18 protein-coding genes are annotated in these 17,397 nt (G+C 63.4%); 11 read left to right on the top strand and 7 right to left on the bottom strand.

What is annotated here, in order from left to right; translation table 11 throughout:
* The 3 genes from AC2ETI_RS31175 to AC2ETI_RS31185 form a co-directional block, all read right to left on the bottom strand.
* Nucleotides 1-1,553, bottom strand: a 1,553-nt coding sequence (locus tag AC2ETI_RS31175) for an Ig-like domain-containing protein (RefSeq protein ID WP_483634913.1), incomplete at its 3' end; no start/stop codon positions are given.
* A 364-nt stretch (nucleotides 1,554-1,917) separates the two neighbouring features.
* Nucleotides 1,918-3,171: a serine--tRNA ligase gene (serS, locus tag AC2ETI_RS31180; protein ID WP_007736032.1), complete on the bottom strand. Its 1,254-nt coding sequence runs from the start codon at nucleotides 3,169-3,171 to the stop codon at nucleotides 1,918-1,920.
* Between the two features lie 65 nt (nucleotides 3,172-3,236).
* On the bottom strand, nucleotides 3,237-3,632 hold the full coding sequence (locus tag AC2ETI_RS31185) for an ankyrin repeat domain-containing protein (protein ID WP_003945404.1): 396 nt from the start codon (nucleotides 3,630-3,632) through the stop codon (nucleotides 3,237-3,239).
* 70 nt (nucleotides 3,633-3,702) lie between these two features.
* Here AC2ETI_RS31185 and AC2ETI_RS31190 point away from each other — a divergent pair, with 70 nt between their 5' ends.
* The 6 genes from AC2ETI_RS31190 to AC2ETI_RS31215 all read left to right on the top strand — a co-directional run bounded on the left by AC2ETI_RS31190 (nucleotide 3,703) and on the right by AC2ETI_RS31215 (nucleotide 9,887).
* Complete coding sequence (locus AC2ETI_RS31190) at nucleotides 3,703-4,809, top strand: septum formation family protein (protein ID WP_019746391.1); 1,107 nt, start codon at nucleotides 3,703-3,705, stop codon at nucleotides 4,807-4,809.
* A gap of 3 nt (nucleotides 4,810-4,812) precedes the next feature.
* Complete coding sequence (locus AC2ETI_RS31195; protein WP_007736028.1) at nucleotides 4,813-5,163, top strand: metallopeptidase family protein; 351 nt, start codon at nucleotides 4,813-4,815, stop codon at nucleotides 5,161-5,163.
* 133 nt (nucleotides 5,164-5,296) lie between these two features.
* Nucleotides 5,297-5,596 (top strand): PE family protein, encoded by a 300-nt coding sequence (locus AC2ETI_RS31200; protein WP_029254193.1) that lies wholly within the window; start codon nucleotides 5,297-5,299, stop codon nucleotides 5,594-5,596.
* 76 nt (nucleotides 5,597-5,672) lie between these two features.
* Complete coding sequence (locus AC2ETI_RS31205) at nucleotides 5,673-6,926, top strand: PPE domain-containing protein (protein WP_483634914.1); 1,254 nt, start codon at nucleotides 5,673-5,675, stop codon at nucleotides 6,924-6,926.
* The gene (locus AC2ETI_RS31210; RefSeq protein WP_133728281.1) at nucleotides 6,926-7,744 is read left to right on the top strand and encodes an ESX secretion-associated protein EspG; all 819 of its coding nucleotides are present in this window, start codon (nucleotides 6,926-6,928) and stop codon (nucleotides 7,742-7,744) included. Before AC2ETI_RS31205 ends, AC2ETI_RS31210 begins: the two co-directional genes overlap by 1 nt.
* A 40-nt stretch (nucleotides 7,745-7,784) precedes the next feature.
* Entirely contained in the window at nucleotides 7,785-9,887 is a 2,103-nt protein-coding gene (locus AC2ETI_RS31215) for an acyltransferase family protein (RefSeq protein ID WP_047889373.1), read from the top strand.
* A 9-nt stretch (nucleotides 9,888-9,896) separates the two neighbouring features.
* On the opposite strand, the gene AC2ETI_RS31220 is transcribed toward AC2ETI_RS31215, so the two are convergent.
* From AC2ETI_RS31220 to AC2ETI_RS31230, 3 genes are read right to left on the bottom strand one after another with little or no spacing between them, the layout of a single operon-like run.
* Nucleotides 9,897-10,565, bottom strand: a complete 669-nt coding sequence (locus AC2ETI_RS31220; protein ID WP_019746386.1) for a histidine phosphatase family protein — start codon at nucleotides 10,563-10,565, stop codon at nucleotides 9,897-9,899.
* Nucleotides 10,562-11,494 carry a prephenate dehydratase gene (gene pheA, locus AC2ETI_RS31225; RefSeq protein WP_020905747.1) on the bottom strand — a complete coding sequence of 311 codons (933 nt, stop codon included), beginning with the start codon at nucleotides 11,492-11,494 and terminating at the stop codon, nucleotides 10,562-10,564. The genes AC2ETI_RS31220 and pheA overlap by 4 nt, the downstream gene beginning before the upstream one ends.
* Before the next feature lie 13 nt (nucleotides 11,495-11,507).
* Entirely contained in the window at nucleotides 11,508-12,146 is a 639-nt protein-coding gene (locus AC2ETI_RS31230; protein WP_172932445.1) for a hypothetical protein, read from the bottom strand.
* Between the two features lie 139 nt (nucleotides 12,147-12,285).
* On the opposite strand from AC2ETI_RS31230, the gene AC2ETI_RS31235 reads away from it, so the two are divergent.
* The 5 genes from AC2ETI_RS31235 to AC2ETI_RS31255 all read left to right on the top strand — a co-directional run bounded on the left by AC2ETI_RS31235 (nucleotide 12,286) and on the right by AC2ETI_RS31255 (nucleotide 16,434).
* Nucleotides 12,286-13,065 carry a DUF2470 domain-containing protein gene (locus AC2ETI_RS31235; protein WP_019746383.1) on the top strand — a complete coding sequence of 260 codons (780 nt, stop codon included), beginning with the start codon at nucleotides 12,286-12,288 and terminating at the stop codon, nucleotides 13,063-13,065.
* Nucleotides 13,066-13,075: 10 nt separating this feature from the next.
* Nucleotides 13,076-13,897, top strand: coding sequence for a CPBP family intramembrane glutamic endopeptidase (locus tag AC2ETI_RS31240; RefSeq protein WP_020905746.1), 822 nt, complete (start codon nucleotides 13,076-13,078; stop codon nucleotides 13,895-13,897).
* Nucleotides 13,898-14,045: 148 nt separating this feature from the next.
* The gene (locus tag AC2ETI_RS31245; RefSeq protein WP_020968096.1) at nucleotides 14,046-15,281 is read left to right on the top strand and encodes an LCP family glycopolymer transferase; all 1,236 of its coding nucleotides are present in this window, start codon (nucleotides 14,046-14,048) and stop codon (nucleotides 15,279-15,281) included.
* A 99-nt stretch (nucleotides 15,282-15,380) separates the two neighbouring features.
* Nucleotides 15,381-15,851 (top strand): hypothetical protein, encoded by a 471-nt coding sequence (locus AC2ETI_RS31250; RefSeq protein WP_020968095.1) that lies wholly within the window; start codon nucleotides 15,381-15,383, stop codon nucleotides 15,849-15,851.
* Between the two features lie 37 nt (nucleotides 15,852-15,888).
* Complete coding sequence (locus AC2ETI_RS31255) at nucleotides 15,889-16,434, top strand: ferritin (protein ID WP_172932444.1); 546 nt, start codon at nucleotides 15,889-15,891, stop codon at nucleotides 16,432-16,434.
* Nucleotides 16,435-16,445: 11 nt separating this feature from the next.
* Here the strand turns inward: AC2ETI_RS31255 and AC2ETI_RS31260 are convergent, their stop codons facing one another.
* Nucleotides 16,446-17,288, bottom strand: coding sequence for a cytochrome c oxidase assembly protein (locus AC2ETI_RS31260; protein WP_166501623.1), 843 nt, complete (start codon nucleotides 17,286-17,288; stop codon nucleotides 16,446-16,448).
* Nucleotides 17,289-17,397: the final 109 nt, after the last annotated feature.

Consider the following 17,397-nt stretch of genomic DNA (forward strand, 5'->3'; position numbering starts at 1 on the left):
GAGACTGTCACCGGAGTGCCGATGGCAGTGCCGTTCGACTTGAACTGCACCGTACCGACAGCGTTGTTCGGAGCCACGGTCGCCGTCAGATCAACCGCGCTGCCCGTGATCGCCGTAGCCGGAACCGACAACGACGTCGTCGTCTCCACATCGACCGGAGCCGGATCAGAAACCGTCACCGTCTGAGCCGACGCCGACGAACTGACAAAGCCAGCACCGGCAGTGAAGTCAGCGGTAACACTTTGTGCACCAGCAGCATCGAAGGAATGCGACAGCGTCGCGGTTCCACCGGAAACCGTCACCGGTGAACCGATCGCCGTGCCGTTCGACTTGAACTGCACCGTACCGACAGCATTGTTCGGAGCCACGGTCGCGGTCAGATCAACCGCGCTGCCCGTGATTGCCGTCGCCGGAACCGAGAGCGACGTCGTCGTCTCGACATCCACCGGAGCCGGATCCGAGACCGTCACCGTCTGAGCAGATGCCGAGGAGCTGACAAACCCTGCACCGGCGGTGAAGTCCGCGGTAATGCTCTGAGCACCAGCAGCATCGAAGATGTGCGAGAGCGTCGCAACACCCGACGTGATTGTCACCGGCGAACCAATGGCCGTGCCGTTCGACTTGAACTGCACCGTACCGACAGCATTGTTCGGAGCCACGGTCGCCGTCAGATCAACAGCCGCACCCGTAATTGCCGTAGCGGGAACCGAGAGCGACGTCGTGGTCTCGACATCGACCGGAGCCGAAGCAATGCTGATTGTCGCGAGCGGACCTGCACCAGCGTTGAGAGCGCTACCCTTCGCATCTCGAGGCGTGCATCTGGTCGGGGCCCATTGCGTGCCGAGGAGACTCGCTTTTGCAAGCTGTGTATTGAAATTTTTGTCGTTGCCGTATGTAGCAGCGTCACCGGCAGTTCTGACCTTCGGCTGAATCACGCCGGATGCGCCGGCGATCATCGTAATATCGATTGCAGGCATCCTGAACCAACTGTCACCGTTGGTGTTGGTGCTCCCGTCGAGGTTCTTTTTCGTCTTGGGTGCGCGGATCCCACCCTCGCTGTTCGTGCTGGTACTGGGACTGTTTCCGATCACCTCGTTGTTACCCGAGATTCGGAGATATGGACCCGCCGCGTCAGGGCTTCCAGCCTCGTTGATGCGGATGACACTGGGGGCGACGTTCTCCAAGTTGAACGAGGTTCCGGGCACGATCGCCGCACTGATGAAGGTGGCATTTGCCGGGACATCGAAATCGTTCTTCAAGCGCGACAAATTGGTTGTTGTGGCGCCCGAATCCGAGTTCGGAAAGGACTGGCCATTGGATTGCATTCGGATGGTGAAGGTTTCACCCGGAGCAACTGATGTGGGGGCATCCACGGTGACAAAACTCGTAGTCACTTTGTCGACAGTGATGAGTGCTTTCGCCTGGCATGAGGTGGAGAAGTTGAATTGGCTTTGAACTGCTGAGGCTGGGGACCCGATCAGCAGCATCCCCGCAACCATGGCGGTTCCGGTTATGGGCACGGCGAATCGCCGCAACTGAGAGATTTGGGGCATGGGCACTTCCTTCGGAAGGGCAAACATAAGCAGTGGATTCGGACAAAACGTGTGCGCGCCGTCACAACATAACGAAAAAACTAGTACGTGTACTACTTTTGGCAAGACACTTGTCCAATTCACCCCGGACTCACCCTCACATCACCTGACGGGGGATGGAAAAGCAGGGTATGGAAGCCCGATTGAACGCAAAACTAACGCCAAAGCGGTCTATCGACAACGCTTTTGGTGGTCAACTCGTCAATCGGCGGGAAAAATATGATATTCCGCCAGTTCAGAAAAAGTTCCAAACCTACCAGTACGAAAGTACGAATCAGGGCCGCGACGGAGTCCGTCGCGGCCCTGATTGTGTTTGTTCAGTGTGTCAGCGAAGCACATCCGTGCCGACGAACGGCACCAATGCCTCGGGCACTCGCACCGAGCCGTCGGCCTGCTGATGGTTCTCGAGAATCGACACGATCCAGCGCGTCGTTGCCAGGGTGCCGTTGAGAGTGGCAGCCGTCTGCGGCTTGCCGTTCTCGTCGCGGTACCGAACTCCGAGGCGGCGGGCCTGGAAAGTCGTGCAGTTGGACGTCGATGTCAGCTCGCGGTAGGTGCCCTGCGTCGGAACCCATGCCTCGCAGTCGAATTTACGCGCAGCCGAAGAACCGAGATCTCCGCCGGCGACGTCGATCACGCGGTAAGGAACGTCGATGGCCGCCAACATGTCTCGCTCCCAGCCGAGGAGACGCTGGTGTTCGGCGTCGGCATCCTCGGGACGGCAGTACGTGAACATCTCTACCTTGTCGAACTGATGGACACGGATGATGCCGCGGGTGTCCTTCCCGTAGCTGCCGGCCTCACGGCGGAAGCACGAGGACCAACCGGCGTAACGCTTCGGGCCTTCGTTCAGTTCGAGGATCTCGCCCGAGTGGTAGCCGGCCATGGGTACCTCGGAAGTTCCGACAAGGTACAGGTCGTCATCCTGCAAGTGGTAGATCTCGTCCGAGTGAGCACCGAGGAAGCCGGTACCCGCCATGATTTCCGGGCGTACGAGCACCGGCGGAATCATCATCGTGAATCCGTTGGCGATCGCCTTCTGCGCAGCCAACTGCAGCAGTCCGAGCTGGAGCATGGCTCCGTAGCCGGTCATGAAGTAGAAGCGCGAACCCGAAACCTTGGCGCCGCGTTCCATGTCGATCAGGCCGAGCGACTCACCCAGCTCGAGGTGATCCTTCGGCTCGAAGTCGAACTTCGGAATCTCACCGACGTGTTCGAGCACGATGTAATCGTCCTCGCCGCCGGCCGGCGCACCTTCTTGTACGACGTTGGAAATCGCGCGGTGTGCGGCGTCGAGCGCGGCCTGCGCCTCATGTTGCGCGGCCTCGGCTTCCTTGACCTTGGCCGCCAGTTCCTTGGAACCCTCGAGCAGCGCGGGACGCTCCTCCGGAGATGCCTGTCCGACCTTCTTGCCGAAGGCCTTCTGCTCTGCGCGGAGGTTGTCTCCGGTCAGAACGGCAGCGCGTCGGGACGCGTCGGCTTCGAGCAGAGCGTCGACCAGTCCTGGATCTTCTCCACGGGTGCGCTGCGACTCGCGGACGATTTCGGGGTTCTCACGGAGAAACTTGAGGTCAATCACGACTTCGAACTTTACCCACTCACCGCAGCTCGCCGACGGTCACGTCCATGTCGGAGAGGGAGAGATCACGATTCGAGCAGACTCAGGTAGTCCTCGCGTCCGAACATCCGAGCCGCGTCGACGGCAGTCGGGTGTCCACCTTTCGGGTCGGCTCCCCCGCTCACCAGCGCTTTCACCACCGCATCCTCGCCCTTGAAGACGGCTCCGGCGAGGGGTGTCTGGTTCTTGTCGTTGGGCCGGTTGACGTCGGCGCCGCGCTCGATCAAGGCAACGACGGCGTCAGCGTGACCGTGATACGCCGCCAACATGACGAGCGTGTCGCCACTCTCGTTGGTCAGATTGACGGGAACTCCAGCATCGACATACGACGCCAGCCCGGCCGCGTCGCCGGTTCGTGCCATGTCGAAGAGCCGGCCCGCCAGCTCGACAGCCTCGGGATCGAGTGGGGTGTTTTCGCTCATGATTACAAAATACTCACAGACGCGTTTGTGAGTTTTGTAGTGAAGGTTCGATATCGCCACGGCAACAGGCATGATGGAATCGATGTCCGAAGACAAGATCGAGAAGTCGCCAGATCCGGCAGATCCCCAGGGGACGCCGGCGAAGAAAACTGTCTCAGCGAGTCGCACCCGTCGGGTCCTGGCTGCTGTGGCGGTAGGTGCGGTGGTCGCCGCGATCGCAACGATCGCGATTTCCGGTGGATTGAACAAGGACGACTCGTCCTCGGTCAGTGTCAGTGGTGGCGGTCCAGCAGCGACGGGATCTACTCGCGACGACGCCTTCACCGCGGCTGCGGCCGGCGACTGCCTCAACTGGACGCCTGCGACCGAGTCGGGCGGGGACCGCACGGACATGTCAAAGGTTCAGTGCGGAACTGAACACCGCTTCGAGGTTGCCGGACCACTCGACCTGTCGGTGTTCCCCGGCGCCGAGTTCGGCCCCGGTTCCCGGTACCCGGGCGCCCTTCGATTCGCCGAACTCCGCGACGAGCACTGCACACCCATCGTCATGTCCTACCTCGATTCGAAGTTCGATCCCAAGGGCAAGTTCAGCGTCGGCCTGATGTTCCCGAGCGAATCGGGTTGGGCTTCGGGCGAGCGCGCACTGCGTTGCGGCTTGCAGTTCTCGACCACGACCGGCGAACTACAACCGTTCGTGGGCCGCGTGGCGGACCAGGACCAGTCGAACGTGTGGGACGTCGGCACGTGCATCGGCATCAACCAGAACCTCCCGACCGATCCGGTCGATTGCGCGAAACCGCATGCATACGAGGTTATTTCGGTGATCGACCTCGGCACTCAATTCCCGGGCGCAATGCCGTCTGTCGAAGATCAGGACCGTTACCTCGAGGGCGTCTGCACTCAGGCGTCCAACGAGTACCTTGGTTCCGCAGACGCGCTTCGCGACAAGACACTGACGCTGTTCTGGGACAACATTTCACTGGAAAGCTGGTTGGCCGGTAGCCGCCGAGTCAATTGTTCGATCGGCAAAGAGGTCGAAACCGGCGGGTTTGCCGCGATCACCGGAAGCGCCAAGGGCGAAATCCTGATCAACGGCGCCGCTCCGGTCCCGCCACCCGCTGCACCGGAAGGTCGGTCGTTGCCGACGCCGTTGCCCGGCGCAGCTCCGCCGTCGTAAGCCATGACGGTGACTATGACGCCCGACCGGTTCGAGGAACTGGTCGGCGAGGCGCTCGATCTGATTCCGCCCGAACTTGCCAAGGCCATCGACAACGTCGTGGTGCTTGTCGAAGCGCGTGACGAGGAAGAACCGGGGCTGCTCGGTTTGTATCAGGGTGTCGCTCTGACCGAGCGGGATTCTCATTACGGTGGGTACCTGCCGGACACGGTCACTATTTTCCGCGATTCGATACTCGACATCTGTGCATCCGAGGACGAGGTTGTTCACGAGGTTGCCGTGACCGTCATCCACGAGATCGCGCACTACTTCGGTATCGAAGAAGACAGATTGCACGAACTCGGCTGGGGCTGAGGGCAAAGTCGTCCGATTCCGGGGGAACCAAAAGCGGCCGGCATGCATCAAACTATGTGCGGGGGGATTTCGACGGCTGTGTGCACGACCTCCCGACCTCTTATCCGCCCTGGTCAGGAAGGAGGTCGGCACTATGTACGTCGACCCTCAAGCCCTAGTTGCCGCCGCAATGGAACTCGAGTCTGCGGCGACGCGATTGCGCGGAATCGTCTCTACTGCGCAGCCGACGCTACGCGTTCTCCCAGCCGGATCCGAAGAAGTGTCCGGTAGCGCGGCAAATTACTTCAACACCATCTCGGGCAGCCTTGCCTCGTCCACCGATCGGGCAATCGAGGAGCTCACCGCGGCTGCGGCAGCTCTGCGCAAGAATGCAGCTGCCTACGAGCTCGAAGACCAGCTCACCAAGTCCAGCCTGGCAGCCGCACCGATCTGATCGACAGAAATCGAACTCGGTAACACGGCAACTCGGCAACTCGGCAACACAGTCACACTTCCTGGGGGGAAGAACAATGGTCGGCATCACCGGCGTCATCTGGTATCCACGGGGCGCAGCACCCAACTCCGCAGCACTGGTCGCCGGGGCCGGGCCGGTCCCTCTCGGTGTGGCGGCCGGGGCCTGGTCCACCGTGTCGTCCGGACTGACCGACACCGCTGCGTCCCTCTCTCGCGTGATGGCGGACCTTCGCACCGGGTGGTCAGGCGAAGCCGCGGATGCCGCGTTGAGCAAGTTCGCACCGTTCCAGGAATGGGCTGCCTCGGCCGCGCTGCTCGCGGGAGAAACCGCTGGTAAAGCCCAAGTGCAGTCCGGTTCCTACACCGTTGCCACCCTGGCCATGCCGTCCCTGGCGGAGATCGCGGCGGTTCAAGCGGCCAAGGTCGCCGCGTACTCCATCGGTGGGGCCCTGGTCGGCGGTGCCGCTGCCGCCGAGGCTGCCGAAGAAGCTCTCAAAATTCGAGCGGCGGTGACGATGGAAACGTACGACGCCGCAACGACGCATCTGGCCGTGCAGCAGAACTTCGATTCACCACCGTCCATAGCGGAACCCACAGCTGGGGCATCCGCTTCGGCCGAAAGCCCAGGCAACGCCGCACGACAGTCCGTCGCGCAAGCGGCATCAACGCTCGCTGACGTAATCGCGGATCCCGTGCGCGCCGCAACCGCTGCTGTCGCATCCGTAGTTTCCAACCCGGTATTTGCCGCCTCTGCCTCACAGGCCGGTGCCATCTCCGGTGGAGCGTCGGCCGCCGTCAGTGCCGCGACCACCGCCGTCACGGGCGCCACCACTGCCGGATCAACTCTCGCGACGGCCGGAGCAGGACTCACCGGACTGGGCGGCGCAGGGCTCGGTGGCGCGAGACTCGGCGCTTCCACACCATCACTGTTCGGCACCCCGTCGGCAAGTCGGGCAACGGCACAGGTCAGCGCAGCTTCCGCGACCACCGGAGCCGGAGCATTCGCGGGCTCGTCGTCGAGCAGCAGCACCGGCCGGCACGCTCTTCCGGATCCCTCCACCGGCCAGAGCGCCGCGCGCCAGAACCCCGTGACCTCGCCGGTTCAGGGCACCGTGGATACCGTCAAAGTGGATCCGTCCCGAACCGCAGGCGGATCTGCGCCGATCGCCGGCGGCCGTCATGCGGCCCAATCTGAAGACGAGACCGAGCACGACACACCCGATTACCTGAAGCACTTCGAGCACTTCGCCGACGGCCGAACAGTCATCCCGTCCGTGATCGGTGGCGCACTCGAAACTGCAGAGCGTTGATGGTGGACCTCGGCACCTCACCTGATGGGTGGAATTTGCCTGTCGTCGCCCTGTCACAGGACGAAATCGACTATGTACGTGAGCGACTCGGGCTCGATGCGCTTCCCGTGGTTCTCGGTGGCGCGACGGTTCACGCCAGTGCGAGCGCTCACCATACGGCGATGCAGTCCGCGGCAGATTCGCTCTCCGAGCGCGATCTCCTCCCCGGCGGGGAGATCCATCACGAACTCAGTGCCCGCCTGCGCGTCCTGACCCACCCCAAATGGGAGTTGGCGCTGCGTCGGCATGTCGGTGGAAGGATTTCACGCCTCTGCGTCGCACAGGGCGAGTTCCTTTGTGTCGAAGCAACTTCAACCGATTCTTCGTTCACATTGTGCAGCGTCACCGCCGAACCAGCTGCACCCGTTGTCACCGCGCTCGGCAGCGCCGAAGCAATGCCGATTGCCGTGATCAACGCACCGACCGAGATGCTCAGCCTGGCATTCGGCGCCGGCCCGGATGCAGACAGCGTGACCGCGGCCTTGATCAACGCCGGGATACCCGAAGACGACGCGCGCCAACTGGGTAGCGCAATCGTCACATGCACTGCCTTCGCCGAATTGGTTGGAATACCACACAGTTTGGGAGCGACGACGCTCATGACCGGCGCAGTGACTGTGTACGACACCTTGGCCGGCCGGCTCGTGGGTTCGACTACTCGGGCTGCCGACGGCACCGAGTGGACGTCCATCAGTTCCGGAACACCGCATCGCCTGCGACAAGCCGTGAACGCGCTGGTAACCGAACTCGAGGAATCGACGCCGGAGACTTCCGGGTAACCTCGGGGCGTCCCTTCAACGCCCGGAGCCTTACTTCAGCATGCAGTTCTCGCGTCAACCGTCGTCACCGGGCGAACAAGGCTCGGTCGCCACGATCGACCGGCCGAACGAAGAACGGGCAACAACACCGCACCGACAAGACCTGAACGGACTGCGTGGCCTCGCCATCGGTTTGGTGGTCGTATTCCACGTGTGGTTCGGACGGGTATCGGGCGGGGTGGACGTCTTCCTGGTTCTGTCCGGATACTTCTTCGTCGGCTCACTGGTTCGACGCGCCGAAGCCGGGGGTTCACTCAACCCGGTCCCGGCACTGCGGCGGGTGTTTCTGCGGCTGTTCCCCCTGATCGCGGTGGTCAGCATTTTGACCGCACTGGGGACCGCGTTGCTGCTGCCACGCACACGCTGGGCCGATCTGGGTGATCAACTGATCGCGGTGCTCGGGTTCTTCCAGAACTGGCAGCTCGCCAGCACCGCAAGCGACTACCTGGCCGCTGACGGCTCGGTCACTCCCCTGCAGCACCTGTGGTCGATGGCCGTGCAAGGTCAGTTCTATCTCCTGGCCATCGCACTCGTCTCCGTGATCGCTTATGTGGCTTCACGCGTGAATCCCAACTATTTCCGCCCGTCACTCGCGGTCACCCTTCTGGTTCTGACCGCAGGATCTTTTCTCTACGCACTCGCCAAATCTTCGCGTCACCAAGCCTGGGCGTACTACGACTCCGGCGCCAGGTTGTGGGAATTGGCCCTCGGTGGTCTGCTGGCCGTTCTGATGACCAGCACGCGCAGTCGGCAGATCGCATCCCTGCCGTTCTCGGTCAGAGCGACGATCGGCTGGGCGGGGCTTTCGTCGATCCTGTTGTGCGGCATAGTGCTCGACGGCGCCCAGCAGTTCCCCGGCCCGTGGGCGCTGGTACCGGTGCTGGCCACTCTTGCGTTGATACTGTCCGGAGTCGGCGACGACACACCTTGGACGTCGAAGACGCTCGCCCATCCGGCACTGACGTGGCTCGGCTCGTTCGCATTCGCGCTGTACCTGATTCACTGGCCGATTCTGGTGTTTGCACTCGTGATCTCCGGACGCCCCGAAGCCGGCCTGCTCGGCGGGGCACTGATCATCGCCCTCTCCGTCGCGGGGGCGCTTGCACTCCGGCGCCTGGTCGAGGTTCCGGTGGAGCGCGGAGGCCGCTCGCGCCGGTATACCGTCCTGGCATGCGTCGTCACCGCTGCCGCGGTCCTCGCCGCTTCGGTCGCCTGGCAGTCGTACGCGAGCAGCCAGACGACGGGCCAGCGGGCGGTCGACACCCTCGACCTCCCGACCCATCCCGGCGCACTCGCGCTCACCGACGGTGCCGAAGTACCCAAGGCGTCGATGGTTCCCTCGATCTTCGATGCGCCACTGGACCTTCCGGCCAGCACGCTCGACGGCTGTATCGCCGATTTTCTCGAGCGGGACGTCGTCCACTGCACCTATGGCGACGCCGATGCAGACAGAACCATCGCGCTCGCGGGTGGTTCGCACTCCGAGCACTGGCTCACTGCGCTCGACGAACTCGGCAAGAGTCACGGGTTCCGCGTCGACACGTATCTGAAGATGGGCTGCCCGCTCACCGTCGACTCCATGCAGACGTTGTCGGACAACGACTATCCGGATTGTGTCGACTGGTCGCGTGGAGTGCTGACCGAGTTGGCCGACGCCTCACCCGATTTCGTGTTCACGACGGCAACCAGGCCGAGTTCCGACGGCCCTGGTGACGTGACGCCCGAATCGTACGTTCACGTATGGGAGGAACTGGGGCGCGACGGTATCGACGTCCTCGCCATTCGCGATACCCCCTGGCTGCACCACGACGGCGTCGCCTACCGCGCGATCGACTGTCTGGCGACAACCACGTCACCCGATCACTGCGCGATGCCACGGTCCGAAATGCTCAGCGACGTCAATCCGGCGCCGTCGGCAATTGCCGATCTGACCAACGTCCGCCTACTCGATCTCAGCGACGGTGTGTGCGGACCGGAGTTGTGCCGCGTCGTAGAGGGAAATGTGTTGGTGTATCACGATTCCCACCACCTGACAGCCAGCTACGTGAGCACACTGTCGGCTGAACTGGGGCGCCAACTGAGCGTCCAGACCGGTTGGTGGTGAAACCGGCTGTCAGCCCATCACGTCGTCGGCGCCGGGGATGAGTCGGTGCTCGAACGGCGGGTTGACGGCTCCCCAGCGTAGGCATTCCCAGCCGCCATCAGCTGAGGGCAACAGTTCGACGGTCTCGGTGTTGGCCAAGTGGTTGTTGGCTGCGAACAGTCCGGGGACACCGGCAAGCTGGGCGGCGACAAGACGAATCGCAGCACCATGACTCACCACGACGATGTCGCCGCCGTCTCGTGAGCCTTCCAGAAATTCTTCGCGCAGCGCATTGACGACGGGGACGTACCGTTCCAGGACGTCGTATCCCGTTTCACCGCCGGGAATGCGAGCGCCGAGGTTGCCGGTGTGCCAGTGATGGAACGTCTCCATGAACAGTCGGTGCGCGGCCTCGTCGGTGCGATCCTCGAGGTCACCGGCCTGGACCTCGTGCAGTCCGTCCCGCACATCCAGGGATACACCGGCGGCCTGCTCCACAAAACCTGCTGTCTGCCGGGCACGCAAAGCCAAGGACGATACGAGCGCCAGAGGAGGAGCCGAAGCCAGGCCGATGCCCAACGTCTCGGCCTGCGCCAACCCTTCCGGCGTGAGCTTTGCTCCGGGCAGAGCGGTGTCGAGACGTTTGGCGACATTCGCCTCCGTCTGACCGTGCCGAACGAGGATGAGCCTTCCGGTCATCGTTCTCCCCCTCCATGCTTGAGTTCGTCGATCCACCGAATCGCTTCTTCGTCCGAAGGAGGTTGTGGCCCGGTCGAATTCGCTGTCGCCCACGACCCCAGGAAGCGGACTCCGGATTTGCGATGCAGTGCACGCATCGCCTCGGCCACCAGCGAGTCCTCGACGTGTCCGACACAGTCCACGAAGAACCGGTACGTACCCAATTCCGTTCGCATCGGACGCGATTCGATCCGAGTCAGATCGATACCGCGAGCGGCGAATTCGGAGAGTGCGCGCACCAGGGAGCCTGGAGCGTTGTCGAGGTGAAGCACCAGCGCGGTGCGATCGGCACCGGTCCGTTCGGGAACCGGAGCCGGCTTGGTGACCAGCACGAAGCGTGTACGGGCGCCGCCCACATCGGCGACGTTGTCCGCCAGGCTGTCGAGTCCGAGCATCTGACCGGCCAAAGCCGTGGACACACCGGCGTCGACCGTTCCAGCCTGCACGTCCAGCGCCGCACCGGCGTTGGACGAGGCCAACACCACCTCGGCCTGGGGCAGGTTCTCGGCGATCCATCCGCGGACCTGTGCGCCCGCATGCGGATAGGCCCCGATCGTGCGGACCTGGTCGGCGGTCGTCCCGGCCCGAACCAGGATGGAGAAACTCACGTCCAGATCGGTTTCGGCAACGATCTGCAGGGGCGAACCGAGAGCGAGTGAATCGAGCGTCGGCGCTACGCCGCCTTCCACCGAGTTCTCGAAGGGAACTACGGCCCCGTCCACGGAACCGTCGCGAACCATGTCGAGAGTCGCCGGCGGACTGCCGGCCGGTACTCGCTCGACGGTTTCGCCGAACGCGCCCTCAGCCTCCAACTGGGCGAGAGCTATCTCCGTGAAGGTTCCCGACGGACCGAAATACGCGATTCTTGGCACGCCTAAAAGATTACGCATCGACCCACGCCGGTCACTGCAAACCCGCGGCACGCAGAGCCGTTTCCACCGCAGGCAGATCTGCAACCTCGATCGTGAGCAGCACCTCGCGCATCGCGGACGCGGCTTCCGGGATCAGCGCGGCGAGTTTTTCGGGCTTCGGATCGACTATCGCGGCGCGCACGTCGTCGCCGCGCAGTGCAGCGACGGTGCCACACAGTAGGGCGATCACCTCGTCGCCGTCGGCTGCGCGGGCTACGAAACCGACGGACTCGTGCGCGAGTACCGCCAGGAAATCAGCCACTTCGGTGGGCGCGAGACCGGCGGCGAGTCCGGGGATCCGTCCACCTTCGCACAGGCGCAGCGCCGCTTCGGCGGGTGTCAGATCCTCTTCGCCGCCGTCGACGTACACCGCGAGCGGAGCGGGCAGACGTAGCGCGATCGCGTCGTCGATCTGGTCGGTGGTGACGTCGACGTCGAAACGGACGGCCTCGTACGACGCTTCCGTGTCCGCGCGCAGTTCTTCCGGATCGATATCGAGGCGGACGACAACCCGGCCTGCTGCTTCGCCACCGATCAGGGCCGAAGCCGGAACGACCGGGAGAAAGAGTGCTTCGAGGAGTCCGCGCGAGTTTCTCGGGGCGGGCAGCCCGAGTGAAAGAGGAATGGCCACAGACAAACCGTAACCCCGGCGCAGGCGGCGGATTCCACGCGAGTTGCGCAAAAGTCTTGCGATTCACACCGAAGCGCCTTAGGTTAGGGTTACCTCATCATCCGATGGAGTTCGAGAGAACACCCGCCAAGGGGGCAGCATGGCAACGAAGACCAGCACCGGCCCGTCCACCGCCGAACGCGTCCGCAGCGCTTGTGTGCGCGCACAGGACGCAGTTCTCGCCATCGAAGGCAGCGATCCCACCGTCACGTCGGTGCATCACCTGCGTTCGAACGGTGACGTCGTCGTTGCAGTCCCACATGCCTCCGCAGCTGCGGCCCTGGCCTGGAACTCCGGCGGCGGCGGACTGCCTGCCGTCCTCGAGATCACCGATCACGCACCACTGCGGCTGCGTGAGCCCGTGCGCTCCCTCGTGTGGCTTCGCGGCTCGTTGCACGCCGTGCCTGACTACGAGGCACGCGTTCTCGCCGACGACGTCGCATCCGAACATCCCCACCCGGGGCTCCTCGACATCGGCCACACCTCGGTCCTCCTTCGCCTGAGCCTGGCCTCGGCCGTTGTCGCCGACTCGACGGGGGCAGAACCCGTCGCCGTGGACGAGTTGCTGAACGCCAGCCCCGATCCCTTCTGGGAAATGGAGACGGCGTGGCTGCAGCATCTCGACGAAGACCACCGCGATCTCGTGGACCTGCTCGTGCGCAAGCTTCCCCCGTACATGCGCACCGGACGCGTTCGCCCACTCGGCATCGACCGCTACGGACTGCGCCTGCGGGTCGAGGATCACACCGGCGACCGCGACGTGTGGATGCCGTTCGCCAACCCCGTCGACGACGCTCCCGCGCTGAGCCGTGCCATCCGAATGCTTGTCGGGTGCCCTTTCCTCAACGGCCTCCGATCGGGTGGCGCTGCAAACGGCTAGCGTTGCGCGGGTGAATGCCCGCGAAACCGTCCGCACCTGGTTACGGCCGCCGTCTCCCGTTCGAACGGACCCGGAACTAGATCCCGCCGCCAGACGCGGAATCCGGATCGAGATCACTATCGTTCTGCTGGTCACCTTCGGGCTCAGCGGATTGTCCGGGATCCTTTCGCTCGCCGAATCCTTGGCGACGCCGGTTGCGCTCTCGGATCAGACGGTTGCACTCAACCCGTCGCGCGCTGCCATCGACTGGATCGACCTGGCGCGCCAATTACTGGGCGTTGCAAAGCTTCTCGCGTGGGCAGCGCTGGGACTCTATCTACTGTGGCGTTCGGGGATCGGTCCACGTGCTGCGGGCCTGACTCCCAAACCTCGATTCGGTCGCGACATAGCTCCGGGATTCGGCCTCGCCGCTGTGATCGGCCTCCCCGGACTCTTGTTCTACCTCGTCGCTCAGGCACTGAGCATCAACCTCACCGTCCAAGCCAGCGCGCTCGACGACCACTGGTGGCGGGTTCCGATCCTCGTACTGTCCGCAATCGCGAACTCGGGCGCCGAAGAGGTACTGGTCGTCGCCTACCTGATCACTCGCCTCCGAACACTCGGCTGGAGCGAGAACAAATCTCTGCTCGCGTCCTCGCTCCTGCGCGGTAGTTATCACCTCTACCAAGGGTTCGGCGGCGGTGTGGGAAACGTGATCATGGGGCTCGTGTTCGGTCGATACTGGCAGCGCACCGGCAAGCTGTGGCCGCTGATCATCGCCCACGCGCTCATCGACATGGTGGCGTTCATCGGTTACGCCCTCCTGCGCGATCACGTCTCCTGGCTGCCGTGACCGGTACCGTGAACTGGTGACCGGCGACTCCGAATATCCTCAGCGCCCTCCGCGGCGCCAGCCGCCAGGGCCACCTCCGCGGCGCCAGCCGCCCCCGCGTGGACCGATGCCACCCCGTCAGGGCCCACCCCCGCAGCGGCGCCCACCGATGCCGCCCGAAGGGCCGACGGTCATTCGCCGCGACGGACGTCCACCGCAGCAGAATCCGGCCAATCAGGCCTGGTCACAGGTCCCACCAGAAGCGCCGCAGCAACCCAGGCGTGAGGACTGGGCGCCGACCCAACGCCCGCAGCCGTTCCAGGACGACCCCCGCAGGCAGGGGCCGCCGCGTCAGGATCCGCAACGCCAGGCGAAGTACGCACCCGCGCCGCCGCGCCGAACCCCGCCGAACGCCCCGCCTCGCCCTCCTGAACCCCCGAAGCAGCGACGCCCACGCAAGCGTCGCAGCTGGGGTAAACGTATCGGCATCACGTTGTTGGTCTTGCTGCTCGCGCTGGCCGGCGCGGTCTATTACGTCGACAGTTCGCTCAATCGAATCGACGCGCTGCCCGACTACGCGGGACGCGTCGCCGATACTCCGGGCACGAACTGGCTGATCGTCGGCTCCGACAGTCGTGAGGGACTCACACCCGAGCAGGAGCAAGCGCTTGCGACAGGTGGTGACACCGGCCCCAAGCGCACTGACACGGTCATCTTGGTCCACGTTCCCAAGAGCGGGAAGACGACGATGGTCAGCATCCCTCGCGATTCGTACGTTCCGATTCCCGGCTACGGCTCGGACAAGATCAACGCCGCCTTCGCTTTCGGTGGTGCCCCCTTGCTGGTGCAGACCGTCGAGGAGGCAACCGGACTTCGCATCGACCACTATGCCGAGATCGGATTCAGCGGGTTCGCCGGCATCGTCGACGCCGTCGGTGGCGTCAATGTATGCCTGACGCAGGCGATCGACGATCCGCTGGCCGGAATCAACCTCCCCGCTGGATGCCAGGACTTGAAGGGTTCGGATGCACTCGGGTTCGTGCGGACCCGAGCAACCGCGCTCGCAGACCTCGACCGCATGAACAACCAGCGCCAGTTCATGTCGGCGTTGCTGTCGAAGGCGACGAGTCCGAGTACGTTCCTCAATCCGTTCCGGTTGTGGCCGCTCGTCTCCGATACGGCCAAGTCTTTGCAGGTCGACGAGGGCGATCACATCTGGAATCTGGCCTCACTCGCCTGGGCGCTTCGCGGCGGGATGACCACCACGACGGTTCCCGTCGCCGGTTTCGAGGACGTGGACGGGTCGGGCAACGTGTTGTTGTGGGACAAGGCACGCGCTTCGCAATTCTTCGACGCCCTGGCCAACGATCAGCAGATTCCGCAGGATCTGATCACCACGGGGTGATTGCCCTGAGTTTCGGTAGTACCCCGGGAGGACAGGCCGAGCGAACAAATCGCTTTCCGGCAGGACGCGGAACGGCCGGCGGAAAAATACCGTGAAGGTATGAACACAGCACACCGCCGATTCCGCACCGCCGCCGTCATCGCCGCCTCGGCCGGAGCGGCTTTACTGGCCACGTCCTGCTCGGGCACCTTCGACAAGTTCGACGAGTCGAAGGCATACAAGAAAACCGAAACCTTCTCTTTTGCAAAAGCATCCAACGGAATCGACACACTGCCGAGTTGGGTTCCCGCCGGCGCGACGGGTATCGACGAGGTCATCCGCACCACCGGCAACGAACGCATCCTGCGCATGACTGCGAACATCACGGAGATAGATCACAACAGCTGCATCGCACGACCTACCGTCGAAACTCGTCCGGCATCGCTGTCCGCACAGTGGTGGCCGACGGGGGTCGAGAAGGGCAGTTCTTTCCAGTGCGGCGACTGGTACGTCGGCGAAAAGGACTCGTTCGTCTACGGATACCGGCCGGAAACTCTCGACTTCATCATCGATCAGCTCGACAACAAGTAGCTCCCTGTCCGTGCCGCCGACCCAGTAATCTGTTGGGATGACACAGGCGAAGAACTCGAGCGAATTCACCACTCTGCTGCGTCAGCAGATCCGTAACGAGTTCACTGCATCGCAGCAGTACATCGCGGTAGCGGTGTACTTCGATGCACACGATCTTCCGCAGATGGCCGCGCGCTTCTACAGCCAGGCCACCGAGGAACGCAGTCACGCGATGATGATGATCCAGTACCTGCTCGACAACGACCTCGACGTGGACGTACCGGGTGTCGACGACGTCGTGACGAAGTTCGACAGTGTCCGGGCTCCGGTCGAATTGGCACTCGAGCAGGAGAAGACGGTCACCGAGCAGATCACGCAGTTGGCGCGCACCGCGCGCGATACCGGCGACTACCTGGGCGAGCAGTTCATGCAGTGGTTCCTCAAGGAGCAGGTCGAGGAAGTTGCAAGCATGACAACACTTCTCACCATCGTCGACCGTGCCGGCGACAACCTCTTCCACCTCGAAACGTTTGTCGCACGCGAGATGAACACACCGGCAGCTGCCGACGCAATGGCGCCGACACCCGCCGGCGGCGGCGTCTGAGGGCCACCGGCCTACCGAGTCTCCGGCCGCTCGGCGGCGCTCAGTGATCTGAGGAAGTTGTTGTATGCCTCCAGATCACTGTCGCCGTCGATCTCGGCGCGGCGGTCCTGGGCGGCATTCATCCGTTTGTCGTCCCGGTTCCAGCGCATCGCGAAGATCACGACCACCACCAGCGCGACGGGCTCACCGTACGACCACGCAAGGGCACCGGCCAACTGCTGGTCCTGCATCACGTCCACGCCCCACTCGGGAGGCGGATTCACGAACGTGGTCAGCAGCGGCTTTGTCGCCATCATGAGAACGACTCCGATGAACACGTGCAGCGGCATCTCCACGAAAAGGTCGAAACACCGGCCGAGATAGCTTTGCCGCACCGGCAGTGGTCCGGTGGCGAGCACGGGCATGATGAAGAGCAGACCGCTGGCGAGAAAGAAGATTTCGAGAAAGACGTGTCCGGCCGCCGGACGGCTGCGCAATGCCGACAGTGCAAGCGCCAGAACATTTCTCCCGGGACCTCGATGCGACGTCGAACGCAGTAGCAGCAGTCCTGGCGAGCCCAGCACCCACAGCGGCGGGATCGCCATCGAGAGCGTCAAATGTTGGAACATCCAGACACTGAAGAGTTCGTTCCCGTAACTTTCGACCTTCGAACCGGTCACGGCGATCAACAGCAAGCATCCGGCCAGAAAACACGCAGTTCGATACCAGGGCCATAGCCGTCCCCGCGCACGCACACGGTGCATTGACCACCAATACCAAAGCGCCAGAACAGCTCCCAGCAGAACAAGAGGGGACAGGGACGAGGAGTCCCAGGTCAACATCTGTCCGATCGACGGCGGCGCCAGACCGTTCACCTCCGATTCACGGGCGAACCCTCCTTCGAATCCTTTCGGGTACCGTCGACTCTACACCTAAATACTATGTTGGATAGTATTTAAGTAATCGACGGAAGGTCAAGGTACA

This window comes from Rhodococcus sp. MurmanLake-1 (genome assembly GCF_056945715.1).

Coding starts and splice junctions, on each gene's coding strand:
- AC2ETI_RS31255 (WP_172932444.1), top strand. CDS start 15,889: ATGACACAGGCGAAGAACTCGAGCGAATTCACCACTCTGCTGCGTCAG.
- AC2ETI_RS31245 (WP_020968096.1), top strand. CDS start 14,046: ATGCCGCCCGAAGGGCCGACGGTCATTCGCCGCGACGGACGTCCACCG.
- AC2ETI_RS31200 (WP_029254193.1), top strand. CDS start 5,297: ATGTACGTCGACCCTCAAGCCCTAGTTGCCGCCGCAATGGAACTCGAG.
- AC2ETI_RS31195 (WP_007736028.1), top strand. CDS start 4,813: ATGACGGTGACTATGACGCCCGACCGGTTCGAGGAACTGGTCGGCGAG.
- AC2ETI_RS31210 (WP_133728281.1), top strand. CDS start 6,926: ATGGTGGACCTCGGCACCTCACCTGATGGGTGGAATTTGCCTGTCGTC.
- AC2ETI_RS31205 (WP_483634914.1), top strand. CDS start 5,673: ATGGTCGGCATCACCGGCGTCATCTGGTATCCACGGGGCGCAGCACCC.
- pheA (WP_020905747.1), bottom strand. CDS start 11,494: ATGCGTAATCTTTTAGGCGTGCCAAGAATCGCGTATTTCGGTCCGTCG.
- AC2ETI_RS31220 (WP_019746386.1), bottom strand. CDS start 10,565: ATGACCGGAAGGCTCATCCTCGTTCGGCACGGTCAGACGGAGGCGAAT.
- AC2ETI_RS31235 (WP_019746383.1), top strand. CDS start 12,286: ATGGCAACGAAGACCAGCACCGGCCCGTCCACCGCCGAACGCGTCCGC.
- AC2ETI_RS31190 (WP_019746391.1), top strand. CDS start 3,703: ATGATGGAATCGATGTCCGAAGACAAGATCGAGAAGTCGCCAGATCCG.
- AC2ETI_RS31215 (WP_047889373.1), top strand. CDS start 7,785: ATGCAGTTCTCGCGTCAACCGTCGTCACCGGGCGAACAAGGCTCGGTC.
- AC2ETI_RS31250 (WP_020968095.1), top strand. CDS start 15,381: ATGAACACAGCACACCGCCGATTCCGCACCGCCGCCGTCATCGCCGCC.
- AC2ETI_RS31185 (WP_003945404.1), bottom strand. CDS start 3,632: ATGAGCGAAAACACCCCACTCGATCCCGAGGCTGTCGAGCTGGCGGGC.